Here is a 21,570-nt window from a genome sequence, read left to right as displayed (position 1 = left end):
TAACCAAGCGCGTGCTATTCAATCACGCTCTTTAACAAGTTCGAGTATGCGGTTGCCAGCACGAGTTGCTGGCGTAAAACTTGAAACGCATCAAAGAGTTCGCGCTGTAAAAACATCTGTTTTTGCAGCCTTGGTAGATACACCCCAGTCTGCGGATTGGCAGTTAAACGTCTTTCAGCATTGTTGAGCGATGTTTAAGAAAAAAGTATCGGAGAAACCAACACCGCCCGTTGTATTAACCGTTATACGCAACGTTTAATTGTGGATTCGCCGCCCGCGCATAATCCCGCTGCCGCTCATCCAGCGTTTGGAATAAATCCAACACCCACACGACTTTTTGCTCGACCGAGCGATTACTCGGATTGACTGCCGAGCGCGCCCGCGTCGGGACGGGCGTGGCGACAATCGCGTCCACCAAAAACTGATTTTCCGACAACGCCGGCGCGGCAATCGCCCGATTGACTGGGAACGGCGTCACGGCGACAGCGCGACTGAGCAACGCCATTTTGCGCTTGCCCGACACCACCGCCCGCTGGTTAATCGAATCGTAGCCGCGCCGCGCCACTTCCTGACCAATTTCATCGTACAGCAGCCGCGCCGCGTAAATGCCGGGGCGACAGGCGACCGGCAGCCGCGCAATGCCCGACTCAGCGCGTTGGTACAACTCACTAGCAACGGCGAGCAGTCGCGCCACGCTGTCGGCAATCACCTCGTTAAACACCGGCCGCGCCAGCCACGCTTCAACATCCAACCCGCCGTCGCGCAACCAGTTGAGCGGCAAATAAATGCGCCCGTTGCGCGCATCCTCGCCGACATCGCGGCAGATGTTACTGATTTGCATTGCCGTACCCAAATCACACGCCCGCGCCAGCACATTGGCATCGCGCACGCCCATGATCGCCGCCATCATCGCCCCGACCGCCGCCGCCACTCGCGCTGAATAGGCGTACACATCGGACAATTCGTGATACACCCGCCCGTCGGCATCCCATTCAAACCCTTCGAGTAACGCTTCCGGCAGAGCGCGGGCAATACCGAACTGCGCGATTGCACCGGCAAATGCCCGATCTGCGGCGAAATTATCCGGCCGGCCGCGGTAGGCACGATCCAGCCGCTCGCGCAGGCGCTCCAGCGCCGCCGTCTGGTTATGTTCTTCCAAATCAATCGCGTCGTCGGCGAGACGGCAGAACGCATACAGCGCGGTGGCCGGTTCGCGCAACCGTTTCGGCAGGAAAAATGACGCGGCGTAAAATGACCGCGAGCCGGTACTGAGTAACTTCCGACAGGCGGTCAGGTCGGCCGCGTCGGCAAAATTGGGATCACGTTTAAGCAAAGGTATCGGCATTGGGCACCACCGTATCGAGTACTCGGGCTGAGGAAATGACACCAGGGACACCCGCGCCGGGGTGAGTCCCTGCTCCGACGAGATAGAGTCCAGCGACTTCTTCGCTGATGTTATGCGGACGAAACCACGCGCTCTGCAATAGCACCGGTTCGAGGCTGAACCCCGCGCCCTGATACGACAGCAGGCGCTGTTCAAAATCTTTGGGCGTCGTGACCCGTGACGCGGCAATTTGATTATTCAAATCCGGCAGCACGGTGCGGCTCAAATAATCGGCAATCGCTTGGCGGTACGGCTCGGCTCGCGTCGCCCAATCCACGTCACCGCCCAAATGCGGCACCGGTGACAGCGCGTAAAACGTGTCGCAGCCGGGCGGAGCGAGGCTCGGATCAGTCGCGGTCGGGCGGTACAAATACAAACTGAAATCATCCGCCAATTTTTTGCGATCAAAAATGTCGCCAATCAATTCCCGATACCGCGGCCCTAATAAAATGGTGTGATGATGAACATCGGGATATTGCCGCCGCGTGCCGAAATACCACACGAATAACCCATTGGAATGGCGCGCCCGTTTTAATTTGGCATCTGTCCAATGCCGCCGTTTGATTGACGGTAATAAATGTTGATATGTCCACGCGACATCGCTATTGGCAATCACGACGTGTGCATTGATTTGTTCACCTGACGCCAGCCGCACCCCAGTCACGCGATTATTCGCGGTGGTGATTTCGGCCACTTCGGCGTTGTAATGAATCTGATTGCCTTGCCCTTCAATTAAATTGACCATGCCGCGCACAATTGCACCGGTGCCGCCCATTGCCGAATGGACGCCCCAGTGGCGTTCGAGAAATGAAATGAGCGCGTAAATTGAAGTAACGGAGAATGGATTGCCGCCAATTAACAGCGGATGAAAACTCAAGGCTTGGCGCAGGCGGTCATTCTTGACGTATTGCGCGACCATTGAATAGACGCTGCGATGACTGCCGAGCCGAATCATTTGCGGCGCAATTTTCGCCATGTCGTACCAATGCGTGAATGGCACATGACTCAATTGCTTAAAACCGACCTCGAATATCTGTTCACTTTCGGCAATGAACCGCTCATAACCGGCGACATCATTCGGTGATAATTGCGCCACCCGGGCGCGCATTGCATCGGCGTCGCCATTAGTATCAAAAGTACCGCCGTCATCAAACCGAATGCGATAAAACGGATCCATTGGGCGCAGATCAACATCATCGGCAAAACGCCGCCCGCATAAACTCCATAATTCATCTAATAAAAACGGGGCGGTAATAATGGTGGGGCCGGCGTCAAAACTGAAGCCGTCAATGTGATGAACGTATGCGCGGCCGCCGGGGGCGTCGAGTTTTTCTAAGACGGTGACGCGATAACCACGCGCTCCGAGGCGAATGGCGGCGGCTAAACCACCGATGCCGCTGCCGATCACGACGGCGTGAGCGGTGCTGGCGCGTACTTGCGTTGCTGCGGAATTGGCGCTCATGGCCAGTGTCAACCTCTGTAACTGTCAAGTTAAGTTGACAGTGTAGCAGGCGATGGCGTGTTAAGGCTACATTTTGAGCGGCGGGCGGGTGTTAGTTAATCAATTGATTTAACAAGATTTTTTCAAAAGTGTAAATTTTTCTGACAGCATTTGCCAAGCGTTTTTTTTACGCTAACTTACTGATACACAACATTTAATGTGAAGAAATGGCGCATTTTTCGAGCAAAAGTGTCAGGTTTTTTTACAGTTGCGAAAAAATGTTAACTCTTTGTTTTTAATCATTTTTGTTAAAAACTGCCTGTCAATGTGTAAAAAAACCTGACAGTCATTTGCCAAAAATAGTGTAACACTTGCGAGTAACTAATTGATAATGAAAGCATTTATGTTTTTGGCATCTAACGTGCTAGATAAAAGGCACACAGACTGCACTTTAACAACCACAACGCTGCGATCTGTCGTGATTTTACAACGGTGGCAGGTTATTTAATTCTGCAACCCTCTTCAAATCTTGAAAACAAGCGAGTTTTACAATGAACGCATTCAAATCCAGCTTATTGTCCGCCGCCATAGTAGGTGCTTTAGTTTCTAGTGCTGCCCAAGCATTAGTGATTGATAATTTCAATTATCTGCAGGCTGCATCTGTAACAACCGCAACAAATAATTCAGTCTCCTTTGTTAGTAATTCCACTGATTTATTTTTAGGAACCTCTCGCACCCTAACTATTGGAAACTATAGTGGTAATGCTAATGGTGCAAATGGCATCTATGCCGATATTGGACCGGCAGTGTTATCTATGGCAAATGGACCAGCGGCTAATAGCACCATCACTGTTGAATGGACAGGCATTAATAATATAAATTTAGCCGAAGGTGGAGCGAATGGCTTGTACTTTTCACTACCAACGGCAATTGATAATAACCTAACAATTACTTTTGCTCTGAATAATAATACCGCCTCAGGTTCGAGAACATTCGCAAGTGGTACAACTGGTTCAGGTATCTTCTTTGGATTTAATGAATTCACCACAGGTGATTCGGCTGCTGTTAATAGCGTGACTTCATTATAGGTGTCGTTCACAGGCGCCGTAGCGTGGGATGCGCAATTCGATCTGCTGGAAACCCGTACATGTGAAAATGGCAGTTGTGACATCCCCGAACCCGCCACCCTCGGTTTATTAGGCATTGGTTTATTAGGTGGATTTGCCGCCAGCCGCCGCCGCAAAGTCGCTGCTTAATTCCAAAACCGCGCATCGCCGCAAATAAAAAACGCTTCCAGCGCTTCACTGTGCTGGGGGCATTTTTATTAGCAACCGCAATGGATGTTAATCACGCAACCCGTCCAATTATTTCGCTGAATTCACCTCGCCGCCGCCCCACTCATTCGGTGTCATTTGATCGAGCCACAGCCGGCGATATAAAAACAAATTGCCAGAACGATCACGCAACGCCAACCGCCCCTGTGATTCAGCGTATTCATACGCATTAGTCACACCATTACTCGGATTATACAGCGCCAATTGATTATCGCGCCGTTGCAATAAGCCATCTACATGCCCGGCATTGGGTTGATATAAACGAAAGCGCGTCCCGCCAATAATTAACAACCCGCCGTCCCGCCCTTCCCACACCCCGTCTAATGCAGTGACCGCCGGCGCTAATAATTGATTCGGCATGGGCAAACTAAAGGTTTGCACCGGATTAGCAAAGGGCAATAACCACGGCCAGGTCATATCAGTTGCCGGCGGCGCGGGTGATGATGAATTGGATTGAACTGGTGGCAACTGCGCCATTGCCGCCATCATACGCGCCATCGCCTGCGTCATCATTTGCATTAACGCGGTATCATCGGCCACGGCGCGGTAAGGCAATAACAAACACAGCAGCAACAGACAAATAAACCGTATCATTTTTAGCATATCAACAATCAACCGTATCAATGAACTCATCCTGGGGTTCAGCACAGCAGATTCATTGCACAATAGAGCGCATCATAATAAGTTGCTCAAGTGGCGTTCAATTAAAAAACGATTTTGCTGGACAGTATCGTCAATTTAAGGACAAGTGGTAGCAAAAGTCACAGTATCATGCACCCTTGTTTAACCGTGCGTGACACGCTGATCTGTCAACGCTTGACGACAGCCCTGACCAGTCTATAGAATGTTCGTTCTTTAGCGGCACTGCAATTGACAAGTGCGCGGAGAATAACGGGGTATAGCGCAGTCTGGTAGCGCGCCTGCTTTGGGAGCAGGATGTCGGGGGTTCAAATCCCTCTACCCCGACCAGTCATGTTTGGTAATCATTTGATGGTCAGGCAAATCAATTACCCATGCTTGCGCCCGTAGCTCAGTTGGACAGAGCAACGGCCTTCTAAGCCGTGGGTCGCAGGTTCAAGTCCTGCCGGGCGTGCCAATCAATCATCACACAATGCAGGTGAGTGAGTTTTAATCAAACAGTGTTTTGCAGAGATTGACAACAAGTAGATTGACCGTAATTAACGCATCGCGCTATTTGACTTAATTGCAAATTAATCGGTCACTTTGAATAAACAATGGCGGAGTTAGCTCAGTTGGTAGAGCACGAGATTGTGGCTCTCGGTGTCACGGGTTCGATTCCCGTACTTCGCCCCATCCTTATTTCCCCGGGCCGTTAGCTCAGTTGGTAGAGCAGTGGACTCTTAATCCATTTGTCGTAGGTTCGACCCCTACACGGCCCACCAAGCAATAAGGCGCTCGGCGTTGTCCAGCGCCTTTTTTTTATGCTGACAGCGCACCAATGCGTATGACGGGTTTATTCAGGATTCGCGCCATGCTGAATACCGACGGCATTTCCCCTTATGTCTGATTATAAAACACCGCGCTTTGCAAAACTTCACGGATTTTGGCTGCCGCTATTAGCGGGGATTAGCCTCCTTCTTATTTCAATTACCCTAGCCAACTGGCGCGCCAATAATGCCGATATTGAATTGCGAGAACGAGTATTATCGCAAGCGGTTGCGATTGCGCGGGCAATAAAAAATGAAGTCACTATTGCCAAATTGACCTTTTCCGCTTTAGATGTTCATCAACCCGAATTCCAACGCCTGCAATGGCATTTAAATCGTTATGCCAAATTTTCCGGTTATCGTGGAATTTGGAGCGTCGCCAAACAACCTGATGGCTATCATTTCGGTCCTGAAAGCTATGATTTAAATGATCCATTAGCCACACCGCCCGGCGCATTATATCGCCAACCACCACCCGAATTAGCATTAGTTTTCACCAGCGGACAAGCCTTAACCACCAATAGTTATTCTGATGAATTTGACCGTTTTGTCTCCGCATTAGCACCAATTGTGGATGACCGCACCGGCAAAGTGCTTATGGTGATTGGCGTTGATGTGCAATTGGCTATTTGGGAACATGCCATTAATCGCGCCCGCATCCTACCCCTGTTAAGCGGTGCTTTACTCATTAGCTTGTTAATAGCAGCAACCTTAATTTTTAATTTAAGATCACGCCTACCCGACTCACGTCAATATCGCTGGCGTCATTTAGAATCACTACTCGCTGCCGCCGCTAGTGCATTATTAGCCATTGCCGCCACTGCCGTTGCCAGTCAATTAGATAATTACCGCCAGAATCGTTTATTTGAACGGCTCTCCACCTTACAAAATGCCAATTTGTACAATTATCTGCAACCGCATCTTGCCGATGAATCAGTGCATTTAACCCCTGACATCGCCCGCGCAGTCTTAACTCAACAATTTAATAATCAAACTATTGAATCCGCTTTATTAGAATTAGGCTTAATAGATTTAAATACCAGCCCATCATCTTGGCTTGCCACCTATCCACCCGACATCCAATGGTCAATGACCTTACCTGAAGGTCTTTCTCCCGATCATTTTGATCAAGTGCATTTAGAACGCATCGCGCCTTTATTTATTGGTCACACCACCTACGCATTAGTTACACGCGCCACCCCAGTATTTACAGCCACCTATCCAGCAAAAATGGCCTGGATGGCCGGCGCAGTCGGAACTTTATTAACGATTGTCGCAGTTGCATTAGTTGCATGGTTGCGTAATCGCCAAGTGTTATTAGAACGCACAGTCACAGAACGCACCCGCGTTTTGCGGCAACGTGAAGCCAATTTAAGTGCTATTCATAATGCCGTGCGCGACGCCATCATTACCCTCGATGCCGATGGTGCAATTGAATATTGGAATCCCGCCGCCGAACGTTTATTAGGCTATACCCAACAGGAAATACGCGGGCGCGATTTACATCGTTTATTAGCACCGCCGGCCGCGCAAATATTACAGCGCCGCAACTTTCCTAATTTCCAACGCACTGGTACCGGTGTCCACGTTGGGCAATTGATTGAAATGGAAGTTATGCGTAAAGATGGCAGCATCTGCCCAATGGAATTATCAATGTCAGCAATGAACATTGACGGCCACTGGCATTCTGTCGGTATCTTACGCGATATTGAACAACGCAAACGAACAGAAGAACGGCTCATTCGTCTGAATGATTGTTTAACCCATTTAGGCCCCGACTATTATGAAAATGTTGCGCGCATTACGGCGGTGTGTGGTGAAATTTTAAATGCTGATAGTGCTTTGTATAATCGATTACAAAACAACTTATTAGTTGCGATTGGTCATTGGAATACACCAACTGATATGCCGCTCAGTGATATGCCGAATGGGCATATTTGTTATGATTTAATTTGCGGGCGCATTGGTGAAAAAGACGCCGTGACCTTATCTGATTTAAGCACAACTTGCTATCCAGATACTGATGTTTCAGTACGTCAATATGGATTAAATGCGTATTTCGGTCATTTGGTGCGCTGTGAAGATCAACCAGTCGGTTCTTTATGCGTTGTCTTTCAACAATCGCGTCAAGCAACCGATGAAGAACAGCGATTACTTGGCATTCTTGCGGCCGCGCTGAGTGCGGAAGAACACCGCTATCGTGCAATTAAACAATTAAAACTTAGTCAACAGCGCCTATTATTAGCAACACAAGGCACAGGTATTGGCGTTTGGGAATATGATTTGCGCCAGCGCCATTTCACTTGGGATGAACAAATGCTCAAATTATTTGGCTTGTCTCATCCGCCACAGGTGGCCACATTGGGGAGTTGGAAACACCATGTTTTTGCAGATGATCTTCCATTATTACGCCGTAAATTATTAACCGCAGTACGCGAAGGTGCTGAGTTCCACGCCGAATTTCGTGTGGAACACCCCGATCATACCTTACGCAATTTAACCATTCTTGGCGTCTCTATTTGCGATGGTATTCAACGCCCCATTCCATCGCGTCGCACTGTCACAATTGACAATCAAACCATAGAAAGCGCCAGTGTAGTCGGCGTTTGTTTAGACATTACCGAATTAAAACGCACCGAAACTCAATTGCGTGAAGCCAAAGAAAGTGCCGAACGTGCTAATCAAGCCAAGTCTGAATTCTTATCGCAGATGAGTCATGAATTGCGTACTCCGATGAATGCAATCCTCGGCTTTGGACAATTGCTAGAGTATGATTTACAACTCAACGAAGAACAACGGGAAAATGTTCAAGAAATATTAAATGCCGGACGGCGGCTGTTACATTTAATTAATGAAGTTCTCGATCTTGCCAGCGTTGAAGCCGGACATGCCGAATTAAATTTAATTGCAGTGCCCTGTTATCGCTTATTAAACGAAGCCGTTGCTTTAATTAGACCCATGGCCGAACGGCGCCGTATTGAAATTCACTACGACGCCACGACTGATTTCACCGTGCAAGCGGATGCTGGCTGTTTGCGGCAGGTGTTAATTAACCTATTATCCAATGCCGTGAAATATAACCGAGAGCAGGGACGGATTGACATTCGTATTGAAGCGGTCAATCATGGAGCGGTCGTACGTATCAGTATTCAAGATCAAGGCGCCGGCATTCCAGCGCATCAAGTGAATGAAGTATTCGAGCCATTTAAACGCCTACATACAACATTAGAAACTGGTATTGACGGTAATGGTATTGGGTTAGCCGTCTCCAAACGACTACTCAATTTAATGCGTGGGCAAATTGGCGTGAATACTCAAGTGGGCATGGGCAGTACATTTTGGATTGAATTACCACGCAGCGATCATGTTTCATTACCCGCATCATCAATGACTCTGCCCCCGCCCGCGATTATTCCAGCGCCCATTATTACCACGACTATTCCGCCGCCCGGCGCCACCGCCGCCCGCTTGACCGCCGCCACCGCCGCCGGTTTGACCCCAGCGCCGCCCTTGCCACCGCTCAATCGCGGGCCGGAAGCTATCACTCAAGCAAATAGTATGCCTACTATGGTGAGTGCGGCGACCGTTCCGCCACCGCAAATGCCCGCCACCACTCGCGTGATACCACAGTCCCCTGAAAAAATTCCGCTTGACAAACCGACTGACTGCATTTCGCAAACGGACGCACCCGTGACACGGCACTCACCACCGCCGGCGGTCAACTGCGCCGCCGAAGTGAGCACCGCCCTGATTCCAACACCCGATAAACCTGGTTTGAATAACCCGCCGTCCAAAGAAATTCCAGCTAGTGCAACAACTTACCGCATCCTGCACCTTGACGATCAGCTCAGTCGTTTGCAAACCGTCGCCGCCGTTCTGCAACAGAATCCAGCTTTTGCGCTGACCAGTTGCGTCGACCCACAGCAGGGATTGCGCATGACCACTACCGCCCCGCCAAATTTAATTTTGCTCGACATAAACATGTCAACAATCAGTGGGTTACAACTGTTAGCAACCCTAAGGCGTCAACCCGCCACCGCCGCCATTCCCGTCATCGCACTCACCAGCGACGACGTGCCGAGCGAACGACACAGCGGCCGCACCACCACCTTTGATGCGTATTTAACCAAACCATTGAATATTGGCGAATTTGAACGCACCGTGACGCAATTATTAAAATTAGATTCATTATAAATGACCACTCCGTCATTACTTAGTCATTATTTGCTTATCATTTTGCAATAACACCCTGTTAATTTGACTCTTCACCAATTTACCATTGTGTTGAGGAACATTCGCATGGGTGCAACCGCTGCGACCGCCAAATCATTACCCATTACCAAACGGGGCGACCGTTTATTAGTTGAATTAGCCAATAGCGCCGCCGCCGTGCGCGAAGCACAGGTATTGCGCTATCAAATCTTTGCCGAAGAATTAGGCGCACAATTAGACAGCGCCCATCACGGGATTGATTGTGATGAATTCGACACCGCCTGTCATCATTTATTAGTCCGCGAAACCCACACCGGCCGTTTAATTGGTTGCACCCGATTACTCACAGGTGCTGCCGCTCAACAACTCGGCAGTTTTTATTCCGCCCATGAATTCGACTTAGGTCAATTACTCTTATTGCCCGGGCAATTATTAGAAGTCGGCCGCACCTGCATTGCCGCCGATTATCGCCAGGGCGCCGCAATTGCCGTATTATGGTCAGGATTGGCCAGTTTCATTCAAACTCATCAAATAGATTATCTATTTGGATGCGCCAGTATGTCATTAGGCGACAATGACGTGCAGGCCGCTGCAATGATGAATCGCCTACGCCGTCACGCCATGTCAGATGCACAATTGCGCGTCATTCCACATTACCCATTATTATCAACCGCCGAACCAGAAGAGATTCTCGACGCCCCACTCCCACCATTACTCAAAGCCTATGTCCGTTTAGGCGCTAAAGCCTGCGGCGAACCCTGTCGTGATGCGGCATTTGGTGTAGCCGATGTATTGATGTTGCTTGACGTGCGCGATTTAAATCCAGTGTATGCACGACATTTCTTGGAACGCACCGGGACATTGCGTTTATAATTGATACTTTTCAATTATTCACCGCGTGACACCCTTGAAACAACTCAGTCGTTCATTCATCACCAACCGCTGGATTATTTGGCAACTTATTCGGATTGGCGGACATTTATTGATTGCGCTCGTACTCGCTCTACTAATCGCACTGATTCAAAAAATTGGGCGTGATTGTCTGTGGCAATCGAGCGCAATGCTGTGGTGGTATCGCCGCCTTTGCCGCCTATTACAACTCCAAATCACCACCAACGGACAGCCTGCCCCCGCCGCATTATTAGTTGCCAATCACATTTCATGGCTCGATATTCCCGTATTAGCCGCCCAAGCGCCTGTACGTTTTTTATCTAAAGCTGAAGTCCGTCAATGGCCAATCATTGGCTGGATAGCAGAAGTTATTGGCACCCAATTCATTGCGCGTGGCGCCAATCAAAGTGCCACTGTCATTATTAACTTACAGCGCCAACTCACCGCTGGTCATTCAGTCGTGATCTTTGCTGAAGGCACGACCAGCGACGGAAGCAGTATAGGGCGTTTTCACCCCCGCTTATTTGCAGTTGCGCAACATGAATTATCTGCACCACAAATCACATCAGCGGCACCACCCACTACCCACATTCAACCCGTCGCCCTGCGTTACGGCAGCGCCAATGCGCCCGACCGGATCGCGCCGTTCATCAACGACGACCAACTCTTTGCGCATCTGATTCGCATCCTGCGCCACCCCGGCATTTGCGCTACTGTCACATTTTTACCAAGCATCACCAGCGCCGGACAGTCACGGCGCGCATTAGCAGATGCCACGCATCAGTCCATCGCGCAGCACTTGGGATTGAATGAGCGCCCTGTATCATTCGATTGACCCGCATTTTTTCATTCCATTTAACACCTAAAACGCTTCTCGGTGTTTATTTTATTATGCCCACAGCAATTCATTCGACAGTATTCAACCAGCCCCTGCGTTTAGCAATCGTAACAGAAACGTATCCGCCCGAAATCAATGGCGTTGCGAATACCATGCGTCACCTCGTATTGGGTTTACAGCAGCGTGGTCATTACATTGGCTTAATTCGCCCGCGCCAACGCCATGAACCGATTCAGTATGACCACACGGTGGATAGCCAATTATTAGTGCCAGGATTTCCATTGCCTGGTTATCGGCGTTTACAATTCGGCATTCCATTAATAGGACAATTAAAACGCTTTTGGCAACACTGGCAACCTCATGCGGTTTATATTGCCACCCAAGGTCCATTAGGGCGCGGTGCATTAAACACAGCAATTGCACACGGCACCCCAGTATTGACTGGTTTTCACACCCAGTTTCATCAATACAGCCGCTATTATGGTGCGGGCTTTCTCATGCAACCAATTATGACATCGTTGCGCCGATTTCATAATCGCTCTAACGGAACACTCGTCCCGACCATTGCATTAAAAGAGGAATTAACTCGCAGCGGGTTTAATAATGTGGGCGTGTTTTCACGCGGGGTCAATACCAATTTATTTACTCCCGAACGGCGCAGTGCAACATTGCGTCAGGCATGGGGCTGTGATAATGAAAACTGCATTGCTGTATTATACGTCGGGCGAATTGCGGCAGAAAAAAACATTGAACTGGTATTTAAAACATTTCATGCAATTTCACATGCTATCCCACATAGCAAGTTAATTTTGGTTGGCGATGGTCCAGAATTAACCCGCTGTCAACGTCAATACCCCGATGCCCTGTTCGTTGGTGCTAAAATTGGTAAAGAATTGGCAACACATTATGCGTCATCGGACTTATTTTTATTTCCTAGTTTGACTGAAACCTTTGGTAACGTGGTACCAGAAGCAATGGCCAGCGGTTTAGCAGTTGTTGCTTTTGACGATGCTGCCGCGCATGAACATATTCAATCTGGACAAAATGGAATCACGGTTGCTATTGCGCATGATGGCGCTTATATTCAAGCGGCAGTAGCGGCGGCGCGTGATCCAATCCAATTAACAATATTAAGAAGCAATGCGCGTTTAACTGCTGAAACCTTGAGTTGGGAGCGCGTAGTGCAAGGAATTGAACAGCAGTTTCATGCGATTCAACAGCAATCCGCTATTATTGAATAAAAGTCATCGTTATTGATATTTATCAGGAGTTACGCAGTTAGATTTCAATAATTTGATTTTGTTAGATGTTGACTAGTCTGCTGTACAGTTTATATCTACAAAAAAATCAGTGTATTATATCTTGAAAAGAATTTTTTCAATTGCGTCACTTCTGATCTTTCCCAAGCACCCCTTGCCGCAACAGCTGGTATTAGTTACCAGTATCTTTACGAGATCGAAACGGAAAAGTAAAAATTACCGTTCAGGTCTTAAGAATTGTTGCTAAAATTATCAGTTCAACCATACGAATGCTTGTCGTTGCCGACTATGGCGATGCCACTGGCGTTAAACCGCCACGACTCGTGTGCCATTACCAGAAACCGCTTAAATTATTTCAACTCGGGCGCGCCGCAAATCTGACACAATCGTTAATCGTAATAATCATAATATGAAATAAAAAATCAATCAAACGCAGCGATTATTAATTCAAAGCAATCATTTTTCAGGATCGATTTCCGCCGTTTCTAACAATGTAATGGATAAATGCTTACCTTAATAAAAGTAATCACAAACTAGAGATACCTTGATCTTATTTGCAAAACCAGTCATAGTGATGAGCATATTAGTCTTAAAATAAAAACGACTTTTGATATTGGCAAAGGTAGTGAAAGTCATGCTGGGCAGCACGTCGTCGCCCATTGCAATTGAAATAAGCAATTTCAATTCGTTCATATTACATTTGCAATGTTAAATACCACCTGATCTATTTTTACAAAAAACACCCTGCTTTAATTTCATTAAAGCTGAATACACTGGCATCACTGCTGTCATAAAAATAACATGGCGCTTGATTGAAGTATACGCTGGGCGCATCATCTTTTCTCACTATAATTATAGACAAACACCGCTTCATGGCAAGTGCCGTGATGACTTTCATCATATAGGAATAAAACTGCGTGGACATGAACAAAGACCATTTAATTATTTTTGATACCACCCTGCGCGATGGTGAACAAAGCCCGGGCGCATCAATGACCCGTGATGAAAAAGTGCGCATTGCCAAAGCATTAGAACGCTTGCGCGTGGATGTCATCGAAGCGGGCTTTCCTATTGCCAGCCCGGGTGACTTTGAAGCGGTAAAGGCTGTCGCAGAAGTCATTAAAGATTGCACCGTGTGCGGATTAGCGCGGGCATTAGATAAGGATATAGATCGCGCCGGAGAAGCATTAAAAAATGCCGCCGCTGGGCGAATTCACACCTTTATTGCCACTTCGCCAATTCACATGGAAAAGAAATTGTGCATGACACCCGATCAAGTGGTGGCACAAGCGGTTCATGCGGTTAAACGCGCTCGTCAATACACCGATGATGTTGAATTTTCACCCGAAGATGCCGGACGTTCTGAAATAGATTTTTTATGCCGCATATTAGAAGCCGTCATTGCCGCCGGGGCGCGCACGGTGAATATTCCCGACACCGTTGGCTATGCAATTCCTCATCAATTCGGCAGTTTAATTGCCACTTTGCGCGAGCGCATTCCGAATGCCGATCAAGCGGTATTTTCGGTTCATTGCCATAATGATTTGGGATTAGCGGTAGCCAATTCATTAGCCGCTGTGCGCAATGGGGCGCGCCAAGTGGAATGCACGATTAATGGTTTGGGTGAACGGGCGGGCAATGCGTCATTAGAAGAAATTGTCATGGCAGTGCGGGTACGCCAAGATTTATTCACCTGCCAGACGCGATTGGATAGCACCCAAATTGTTCATTGCTCCCGGCTAGTGTCGAGTATTACCGGTTTTGCCGTGCAACCAAATAAAGCGATTGTGGGCGCGAATGCGTTTGCCCATGAAGCCGGTATTCATCAAGATGGCGTATTAAAACACCGGGAAACCTATGAAATCATGCGTGCTCAAGATGTTGGTTGGAATGATAACCGCATGGTATTAGGTAAGCACTCGGGACGGAATGCGTTCCGGGCGCGGTTATTAGAACTGGGGGTCAGTTTTAATTCTGAAGAAGAATTAAATGCCGCCTTTGCGCGGTTTAAAGAATTAGCCGATAGAAAACACGACATCTTTGATGAAGATTTACAAGCACTGGTGACAGATGCGACCTTTGACGCCGCTAATGAATACATTAAATTGGTGTCAATGCGGGTGTGTTCTGAAACTGGTGAAATGCCACAGGCGCAGGTGGTATTAACGATTGATGGTGAAGAATATCAAGGACATGCCAGTGGTGGCGGGCCAGTGGATGCCACTTTTCGTGCAATTGAATCACTGATTAATAGCGATACGGTATTAAAATTATATTCAGTAAATGCCATTACCAGTGGCACCGATGCACAAGGCGAGGTGACGGTGCGATTAGAAAAAGGCGGGCGAATTGTGAATGGACAGGGGGCGGATACCGATATTGTGGTGGCGTCGGTAAAAGCGTATCTCAATGCGGCTAATAAGATTTTACAACCCCGCGAACGGGCGCATCCGCAACAAGCGGTTTAATTTGATTGAATATATGCAATCGCCATTATGAATCATGCGCGCAGTCAAGGCTATTTGAATGCAATTGGAGTGAAACGCTGGGTGTTGCGTCATCCGCCGGTATTGCAATTACCACCACTCGCTAATTTGGTGGTGACGCCAATGTCATCGCCAGTTTCATTAGCAGCCGCGCCGGCGGTTATTGCACCATCAATACCTGAGGATGTTCAACTGAATTCGCCGCAAATACTGACTAATAACGATGCGCAGTCTGCCATCATACCCGCCATCGCATTGCCGTCAGCTATTACCGCGCCATCCAATATTCCAGCGGCCGTTGTATTCGATCAAATGTCACATCAGCGACTAAATCAATCGGCATCAATCCCAACTGTACCAATAGACATGATGCCAGAGAACGCGCTGGCAATGACTCATGCTGCCCCGGATGTTATTCAACATATGCATGAATCTTATCCAGCGTCACTGACATCAATTGACACAACTCTATTGCCTGAGCAGATTAAAGTCGCTAATACAGCAGCATTAGCTGGCTCAGTAAAACCAATAGAATCAATACCGCCGGTTGAATTCACCGCGCCGATTGAGTTGATTAAAACAATTGAATTAGACGAGGTCACTCTATTGCCTGAACCAATTGAGGACATGAAACAATTTTCACCAGCGGCAGCCGCGCCGTCTATTGCGCTGATGAATTGGGAGCAATTGGCAGCGACTGTTGCAGATTGTCAACTGTGCGAATTATGCCACGAACGTACCCAAACGGTGTTCGGTTGTGGGGATCGGCACGCGACTCTGTTGCTGGTTGGTGAGGCGCCCGGGCGCGATGAAGATGCACAGGGTGAGCCGTTTATTGGGCGGGCGGGGCAGTTGCTGACACGCATGTTGGCAGCTATGTTGCTGCGGCGCGACCAGGTGTATATTTGCAACATCATTAAATGTCGTCCGCCACAAAATCGTGATCCCTTGCCCGCAGAAATTGCGCATTGTCGGGCGTATTTAGAACGACAAATTGCACTCATTGCACCGAAAGTGATTCTGTGTTTAGGGCGGGTTGCGGCGCAAACGTTATTAGAGACGAATGAAACAGTGGGAAAATTGCGCGGGCGGTGGTATGAATATTCGCCATTGGGTGTTCCATTGCGCGTGACGTACCATCCGTCTTATTATTTGCGCGCCCCGCGTGAAAAAGCACGAGGTTGGGAGGATTTGCAAGAATTGATGCGGCAATTGCGGCGAATTGCACCGTGAATAAACTGCTCGTTTTTAAATTGGCATGACATATTTTTAGCAGAAGTTACGCAGTTGAAATCACAAGCGCTTGATTTTCATAGAAATGAGACCGTACATCGTAACTCATGTCCCTGTTAAAATCAAACAGTTAGCGCTCAACTGCGTAACTCCTATTTAGAATCAATGATCTAGCAGTTTAACTGTGTAAATTATTGACTATGTGTTTTTATGTACTTAGTTTAGCTGGTTATTTTTCGATCAAAATCAGCCATGAATCATGTATGGTGACACTATGAAAATATTGACTTATCTAACTGAAAAAACAAAAAAAACAGCACAACAGCATGGTCGTATTAGTGGTTTAGAATCAGTTTTGAGAAAAATTGTAGAGGATCAAAGTCCTTTTTCGTTAGAAGCTTTTAATAAAAACTTCTTTAAAAAGGATATGGGGAGAGATTTTCGTGTGATGTTTTCTCGTCATCAAATTGATGGTTATGATGACTATCAAATTCTTTGCGCTTACGAATTTTTCAGTCGTGGTGACAAGGACTACGATAGTCATTGGCAAAAAATTAAGTTAACTGATGCACCGGATTTACATGCAGAAATTGCATTTCAGCATAAAGAAAAATTTCTTAAAATAATTGAAACTGATATTCAAATTTTAAATGAAAAATTACCACAGTTACCAGAACTAAGCAAAGACGAACATCTCTGGCTGCTGCCACCTACTTCATCTGCAAATCAGAACATGGTACTCGAAACAGAAGCATGGATTGATAAGAATCAACAAGAAAAAATTATTCGGAGCAGCGATAACCTTTATGAACTGCTGCATTCGGAGATTTACAGTGAAATTGACGCTTTTGATGAAAAAAATACTTCTATTCCTTATGAAAAATGTGGGTACAAGGATAAAGCAAGCTTTCGAGTACATTTCCAATATTTTCCTGCACACCATATTCTAATGTTGCTAGACATTACATCTCAGGATGTCACTACACCAACGTCATTGATACCAATTGCTCATGCCGACCGTGAAACTTTAATTCGTCATGCGCGACGTGCGTATCCGTTAGATGTCTTTATTTTAGAGCAAGAGGAGTTTTTTCAAATTCAACAGCAAACAGAAGGGAACTTTGCTTTGTCTCCAGAAGAAAGTGCTATTTTAGCAGGTATTTATCAACAGGCAGGTAATAGGTTTCCACTTTTTATTAATGGTCGTGCCGGTAGTGGTAAATCAACGCTGTTGCATTATTTACTAAAAGATTATTTATATCTTTGCTTTGAACATTGGAATCCAGAAAAACAGTTCGTACCTTTGTATTTGACTTATAGTAAGAATTTGCATGATGCAGCCGTCAGTCATGTTCAAAAGTTGCTTGATGCAAATGCCGAAATTTTAACGAGAAGAAATCCTACATGGGAGGTATGTTACAAACAAAATAAAAATATTGTTTTTCAAAAAACCTTTAATTTGTTCAGAAACTTTTTAATTGCTTTGCTACCTGAAGATGTTCAAAAGAGATTTTCAATTGAAAAACGCATTGGTTATGCGCAATTCAAGCGGCTATGGGAAAAGACTTTTGGACGGCATCAGGATCGCAAACGTTACAGCGTTGATTTAGTTTGGCATATTATACGAAGTTATATAAAAGGCATGGCCAATGGAATAAACGATTATCTTACTCCAGAGAAATATGCGCTTTTATCAAATGGTCAACGCACCGTTACTATGGAAGATTATGCAGCGGTCTTTCAACGTTTCTGGGAAAGTTGGTACAAAAGTCACTGTGAAAAAAATGACGTGTGGGACGATCAAGATTTGGCGTTGATGGTACTTGTTGACGGACAATTTCCAAATGGTTATCCGGCAATATTCTGCGATGAAGCACAAGATTTTACTGCTATTGAATTAAAAATAATCTACCGCCTATCGCTATTTTCTAAGCGCAATGTATTAACACATGACATTGGCAATATTCCTTTCGTATTTGCAGGTGATCCGCTTCAAACATTAAATCCAACTGGGTTTCGTTGGGAAGCTGTAAAATCCAATTTTCATGATTATCTGCTCGGACCACTAGAAAATGATACGCGAAATGGCAAAGGTATTTTGAACTATCACGAATTGTCAGCAAACTATCGTTCAACTAAAAAAATTGTTCAATTTTGCAATTATCTTCAACTAATAAGATTATGTTTGTTTGGCAATGAAGACCAAATACGTCCCCAAGAAGCATGGTTTCCAGATCATCAGGCCGTTGAACCTTTTTTATATGCTACAAATGCACCGGATACGCGCCGCTTATTAAGTTCTAATGCCGTTGTTATTATTCCTAATTGTCATGAGGATGAAGAAATTGCTTATGTTCGCGGAGATGCACTCTTATGTGAAGCAGTTGAACGTGATGAAAGTGATACCCCCAATAGTGTGTTAAGTCCTAATCGGGCTAAAGGGCTAGAATACAATGAGGTTGTTGTGTTGTATAAGTTTGGTGCAACTTGCCCAAAAACGCTTGCCGAACGCTTAAAAGGTGACAATAGTAAAAATGATGTTTTACCAAATACTGCAATTGAATGGGAATATTTTTTTAATCGTCTTTATGTTGCTGCAAGTCGTGCTCGTCGCCGTTTAATAATTGTTGATGATCCAGATACATTTGAGACGTTCTGGAAACCTATGCAAACAATGGATGCAGAACATTTAATTCGTCATCTTGGAGGACACGCTAACCCGCTTGAATGGGATGGTAGTCGCATTCTTATTATACACCAAGGTAATACGCAAGATTTAGAACAATTAATGTTGGATCATCACACATATGACGATACTAGAGAATTAGCAGATAAATTCTTTCGCCAAGGTCTTGATGCTGAAGATCCCGGTTTACTCAGACGCGCTCGAACCAAATTTGAAAGTCTCCAACAAAAAGAAAAGGCAGATGAATGTTATGGTCATGCGTTGCGTTTAGAAGGAAACTATAAGAAAGCAGCGGAGCGTTTTTTAGCAATTCAGCAGCATTCTCTTGCGCTAAGTTGTTTCTGGGCTGATGCTGATTTTAATTCGATTAAAAAAACTCATTGGACTGAAAATGAAAAAGGCGATCTGCGTGTTGAATTATCTGGATATTTAGTTCAAAACAGAGATAAGGAGGGTTTTACATGGAATGGGGATACAGAGCAGACAAAAAAAGTACTGCGACGGCTTGAAACTATAATAACCGAATACGATGTTAATTTTTTTAGGGGACGTGGTGGACGTGACGCTGCCAATGTTTTATTAACTTGGTTAAGTCGCACTCCAGATAACGACAACTGTTTTCGGTCTGACTGGAAAACAATTGAACAATTAGCGAGACGTTTTAATTACAGTGATGATCAACTAGCAATTATTGCTTATGTTTTAAATCACTATGAAGATGCTTGTTATCTGTGGGAGATGTCTAATAAAATCGGGCATGAGAAATATTGCCGTAGCTTGTGCAAAATTCAACATTGGCCAGAAACAATTGAACCATTGCACAAGTTGAATGAATTTAAACTATTGCTAAGGGATTGGCGTACACACCAAGAAAACCTTGATAGTTTAAGTCAAGCACAAAAAGCGATGCTGATGGATGCGTTGATTGAAACTGACCAATTAGATCATGCTGTGAAATTATTAACCCATCAGCGCGTGATTACAGATGCTGGACTATTAAAACCTCGGATACAGCGGTTATGGCGTCAGATTGATCAACTTTCAGCAGAACATGTTGCAGATATTGGGCGATTATATCTTGGAGTGTTACTTGAAAATCGCAATAACTGGGGCGAATTGATAACGGTATTGCGGCGTCTTGATATGCTCTCATTACCTGAGCAAATCCAGCAGGTAATGGAAAATGATTTTGTTGAACGAGTGGCAACTCATTTGACAGTGCGAGAGGCGCCAGGTACAGCGCGTGAGGTGTTGTCACAGCTATTACATGAACGTTTAAGGCGTGAGGGAGATCGGTGGTTACCAGTGATTGAAAAATGCCTCAGTTTGCCGGCAGTTGGTGCTGCGATTGAATCGGCTAATCGAATGAACGATGCACTGGAATATTATGAATGGGCAGTGCGTTTGCCTGGATTGACCACGGCACAACGTGATTATTTTGATGAACGTTTTGCCGCATGTTTGCAACAACACATTATTTGGAAACATGAACAAGAAAAAGACGTTAGCGGTGATGAAAAACGGCTGGCTGATTTGCGCCGTAAACTTGGTGAACGTTTTATTAACTCAGAACCTGACATAACCAGCTATCCGGGTGAATCGGTGCTGCCGCGTGATGTCACACTTGAACGCCTGCAAGCACGACGTCATTCTCGAGTGACACAAGAAGAGCGGGATGCGGAAGAAGCGCTATCTGCTTGTGATCCACGCCAAGATTACGATAAATGGCAAACGGCATTGGTGGCACTGGCGACAACATTGGCAAATCATGATCGCTGGACTCGACTCGCGCAAGAATACTGCTCACGCGATGCGTTCAAACAACGTTTTCCATCGCTAAAGCGATCACAGCTTGATGAAGGGCGCTTGGCATTGCTTAAAGCGATTATTGAACCATTATCAAGCTCGATGGTTGTTTTAGATGCCCCTTCAAAACATCTGCAAGCCTTAACCGAATTGCTTGTCTCACAACTGCGTGATAATGATTCTAATACTCGTTGGAGTGGTTGTGATCAATTCGAGATTGACCGAGACGTGATTGGAGCAGCATTAGAACGCCTAGGACATGATGTGACTACCATTCAATTCTATGAATGGGCATTAAAAGAAGCTAATACTAAAAAGAGTCGGCGGGAAATGGCTAAACGATTAATTGTTTCTCGTGAACGTTACGCTGAATATCTTGCTAAGTCTAGCGACCAAAGAAAAAGTGAACGCGCTATAGAACAGCGCCAGCAGGCTGAACAACTCCGCAAAAAATATGATTTAGTGAATAGTGATTTGCCCGAATATCCAATCCTTGATTGAGATATGTATTGAATAAGCGTTTTAAATGGTGGGGGTTTTCACTTGACAGCA

Annotated in this window: 13 protein-coding genes and 4 tRNA genes; 13 read left to right on the top strand and 4 right to left on the bottom strand. The window is 46.2% G+C overall.

Going from position 1 to position 21,570, the window contains the following annotated elements; all coding sequences use genetic code 11:
• Nucleotides 1-235: 235 nt before the first annotated feature.
• Both HUK38_RS11740 and HUK38_RS11735 read right to left on the bottom strand, forming a co-directional pair.
• Complete coding sequence (locus HUK38_RS11740) at nucleotides 236-1,345, bottom strand: phytoene/squalene synthase family protein (RefSeq protein ID WP_182584517.1); 1,110 nt, start codon at nucleotides 1,343-1,345, stop codon at nucleotides 236-238.
• Nucleotides 1,326-2,846 carry a phytoene desaturase gene (locus HUK38_RS11735; RefSeq protein WP_182584516.1) on the bottom strand — a complete coding sequence of 507 codons (1,521 nt, stop codon included), beginning with the start codon at nucleotides 2,844-2,846 and terminating at the stop codon, nucleotides 1,326-1,328. The genes HUK38_RS11740 and HUK38_RS11735 overlap by 20 nt, the downstream gene beginning before the upstream one ends.
• Nucleotides 2,847-3,376: 530 nt before the next feature.
• On the opposite strand from HUK38_RS11735, the gene HUK38_RS11730 reads away from it, so the two are divergent.
• Nucleotides 3,377-3,913, top strand: a complete 537-nt coding sequence (locus HUK38_RS11730; RefSeq protein WP_182584515.1) for a hypothetical protein — start codon at nucleotides 3,377-3,379, stop codon at nucleotides 3,911-3,913.
• On the top strand, nucleotides 3,914-4,081 hold the full coding sequence (locus HUK38_RS11725; RefSeq protein WP_182584514.1) for a PEP-CTERM sorting domain-containing protein: 168 nt from the start codon (nucleotides 3,914-3,916) through the stop codon (nucleotides 4,079-4,081).
• Between the two features lie 108 nt (nucleotides 4,082-4,189).
• On the opposite strand, the gene HUK38_RS11720 is transcribed toward HUK38_RS11725, so the two are convergent.
• Entirely contained in the window at nucleotides 4,190-4,762 is a 573-nt protein-coding gene (locus tag HUK38_RS11720) for a hypothetical protein (protein ID WP_182584513.1), read from the bottom strand.
• A gap of 289 nt (nucleotides 4,763-5,051) precedes the next feature.
• Here HUK38_RS11720 and HUK38_RS11715 point away from each other — a divergent pair.
• From HUK38_RS11715 to HUK38_RS11680, 8 genes are all read left to right on the top strand, one after another.
• Nucleotides 5,052-5,128 (top strand) — tRNA-Pro (locus tag HUK38_RS11715).
• 50 nt (nucleotides 5,129-5,178) lie between these two features.
• A tRNA-Arg gene (locus tag HUK38_RS11710) sits at nucleotides 5,179-5,255 on the top strand.
• Nucleotides 5,256-5,397: 142 nt separating this feature from the next.
• Nucleotides 5,398-5,473 (top strand) — tRNA-His (locus tag HUK38_RS11705).
• Nucleotides 5,474-5,486: 13 nt separating this feature from the next.
• Nucleotides 5,487-5,562: transfer RNA gene (locus tag HUK38_RS11700), tRNA-Lys, on the top strand.
• Between the two features lie 117 nt (nucleotides 5,563-5,679).
• Nucleotides 5,680-9,801 carry a PAS domain S-box protein gene (locus HUK38_RS11695; protein WP_182584512.1) on the top strand — a complete coding sequence of 1,374 codons (4,122 nt, stop codon included), beginning with the start codon at nucleotides 5,680-5,682 and terminating at the stop codon, nucleotides 9,799-9,801.
• A 105-nt stretch (nucleotides 9,802-9,906) separates the two neighbouring features.
• Nucleotides 9,907-10,692 carry a GNAT family N-acetyltransferase gene (locus HUK38_RS11690; protein WP_182584511.1) on the top strand — a complete coding sequence of 262 codons (786 nt, stop codon included), beginning with the start codon at nucleotides 9,907-9,909 and terminating at the stop codon, nucleotides 10,690-10,692.
• A 25-nt stretch (nucleotides 10,693-10,717) separates the two neighbouring features.
• Nucleotides 10,718-11,545, top strand: a complete 828-nt coding sequence (locus HUK38_RS11685; RefSeq protein ID WP_182727597.1) for a 1-acyl-sn-glycerol-3-phosphate acyltransferase — start codon at nucleotides 10,718-10,720, stop codon at nucleotides 11,543-11,545.
• 56 nt (nucleotides 11,546-11,601) lie between these two features.
• Complete coding sequence (locus tag HUK38_RS11680) at nucleotides 11,602-12,789, top strand: glycosyltransferase family 4 protein (protein WP_182584509.1); 1,188 nt, start codon at nucleotides 11,602-11,604, stop codon at nucleotides 12,787-12,789.
• Nucleotides 12,790-13,320: 531 nt separating this feature from the next.
• On the opposite strand, the gene HUK38_RS11675 is transcribed toward HUK38_RS11680, so the two are convergent.
• On the bottom strand, nucleotides 13,321-13,500 hold the full coding sequence (locus HUK38_RS11675) for a hypothetical protein (RefSeq protein WP_182584508.1): 180 nt from the start codon (nucleotides 13,498-13,500) through the stop codon (nucleotides 13,321-13,323).
• A 230-nt stretch (nucleotides 13,501-13,730) separates the two neighbouring features.
• Here HUK38_RS11675 and HUK38_RS11670 point away from each other — a divergent pair, with 230 nt between their 5' ends.
• The 3 genes from HUK38_RS11670 to HUK38_RS11660 all read left to right on the top strand — a co-directional run bounded on the left by HUK38_RS11670 (nucleotide 13,731) and on the right by HUK38_RS11660 (nucleotide 21,519).
• The gene (locus HUK38_RS11670; RefSeq protein WP_182584507.1) at nucleotides 13,731-15,275 is read left to right on the top strand and encodes a 2-isopropylmalate synthase; all 1,545 of its coding nucleotides are present in this window, start codon (nucleotides 13,731-13,733) and stop codon (nucleotides 15,273-15,275) included.
• Between the two features lie 27 nt (nucleotides 15,276-15,302).
• On the top strand, nucleotides 15,303-16,526 hold the full coding sequence (locus HUK38_RS11665) for a uracil-DNA glycosylase (RefSeq protein ID WP_238787623.1): 1,224 nt from the start codon (nucleotides 15,303-15,305) through the stop codon (nucleotides 16,524-16,526).
• 274 nt (nucleotides 16,527-16,800) lie between these two features.
• Nucleotides 16,801-21,519: a helicase domain-containing protein gene (locus HUK38_RS11660; protein ID WP_182584506.1), complete on the top strand. Its 4,719-nt coding sequence runs from the start codon at nucleotides 16,801-16,803 to the stop codon at nucleotides 21,517-21,519.
• Nucleotides 21,520-21,570 lie beyond the last annotated feature (51 nt).

The sequence above is a fragment of the Thiospirillum jenense genome, from assembly GCF_014145225.1.
GTDB classification, from domain to species: Bacteria; Pseudomonadota; Gammaproteobacteria; order Chromatiales; family Chromatiaceae; genus Thiospirillum; species Thiospirillum jenense.
Note: the sequence above shows the minus strand (reverse complement) of the source record. Positions and strands in the feature narration are given on the sequence as shown.

Excerpts from the sequence above, each read along its gene's own strand:
- HUK38_RS11740 (WP_182584517.1), bottom strand. The coding sequence starts at position 1,345 with ATGCCGATACCTTTGCTTAAACGTGATCCCAATTTTGCCGACGCGGCC.
- HUK38_RS11735 (WP_182584516.1), bottom strand. The coding sequence starts at position 2,846 with ATGAGCGCCAATTCCGCAGCAACGCAAGTACGCGCCAGCACCGCTCAC.
- HUK38_RS11730 (WP_182584515.1), top strand. The coding sequence starts at position 3,377 with ATGAACGCATTCAAATCCAGCTTATTGTCCGCCGCCATAGTAGGTGCT.
- HUK38_RS11720 (WP_182584513.1), bottom strand. The coding sequence starts at position 4,762 with ATGCTAAAAATGATACGGTTTATTTGTCTGTTGCTGCTGTGTTTGTTA.
- HUK38_RS11695 (WP_182584512.1), top strand. The coding sequence starts at position 5,680 with ATGTCTGATTATAAAACACCGCGCTTTGCAAAACTTCACGGATTTTGG.
- HUK38_RS11690 (WP_182584511.1), top strand. The coding sequence starts at position 9,907 with ATGGGTGCAACCGCTGCGACCGCCAAATCATTACCCATTACCAAACGG.
- HUK38_RS11680 (WP_182584509.1), top strand. The coding sequence starts at position 11,602 with ATGCCCACAGCAATTCATTCGACAGTATTCAACCAGCCCCTGCGTTTA.
- HUK38_RS11675 (WP_182584508.1), bottom strand. The coding sequence starts at position 13,500 with ATGAACGAATTGAAATTGCTTATTTCAATTGCAATGGGCGACGACGTG.
- HUK38_RS11670 (WP_182584507.1), top strand. The coding sequence starts at position 13,731 with ATGAACAAAGACCATTTAATTATTTTTGATACCACCCTGCGCGATGGT.
- HUK38_RS11665 (WP_238787623.1), top strand. The coding sequence starts at position 15,303 with ATGAATCATGCGCGCAGTCAAGGCTATTTGAATGCAATTGGAGTGAAA.
- HUK38_RS11660 (WP_182584506.1), top strand. The coding sequence starts at position 16,801 with ATGAAAATATTGACTTATCTAACTGAAAAAACAAAAAAAACAGCACAA.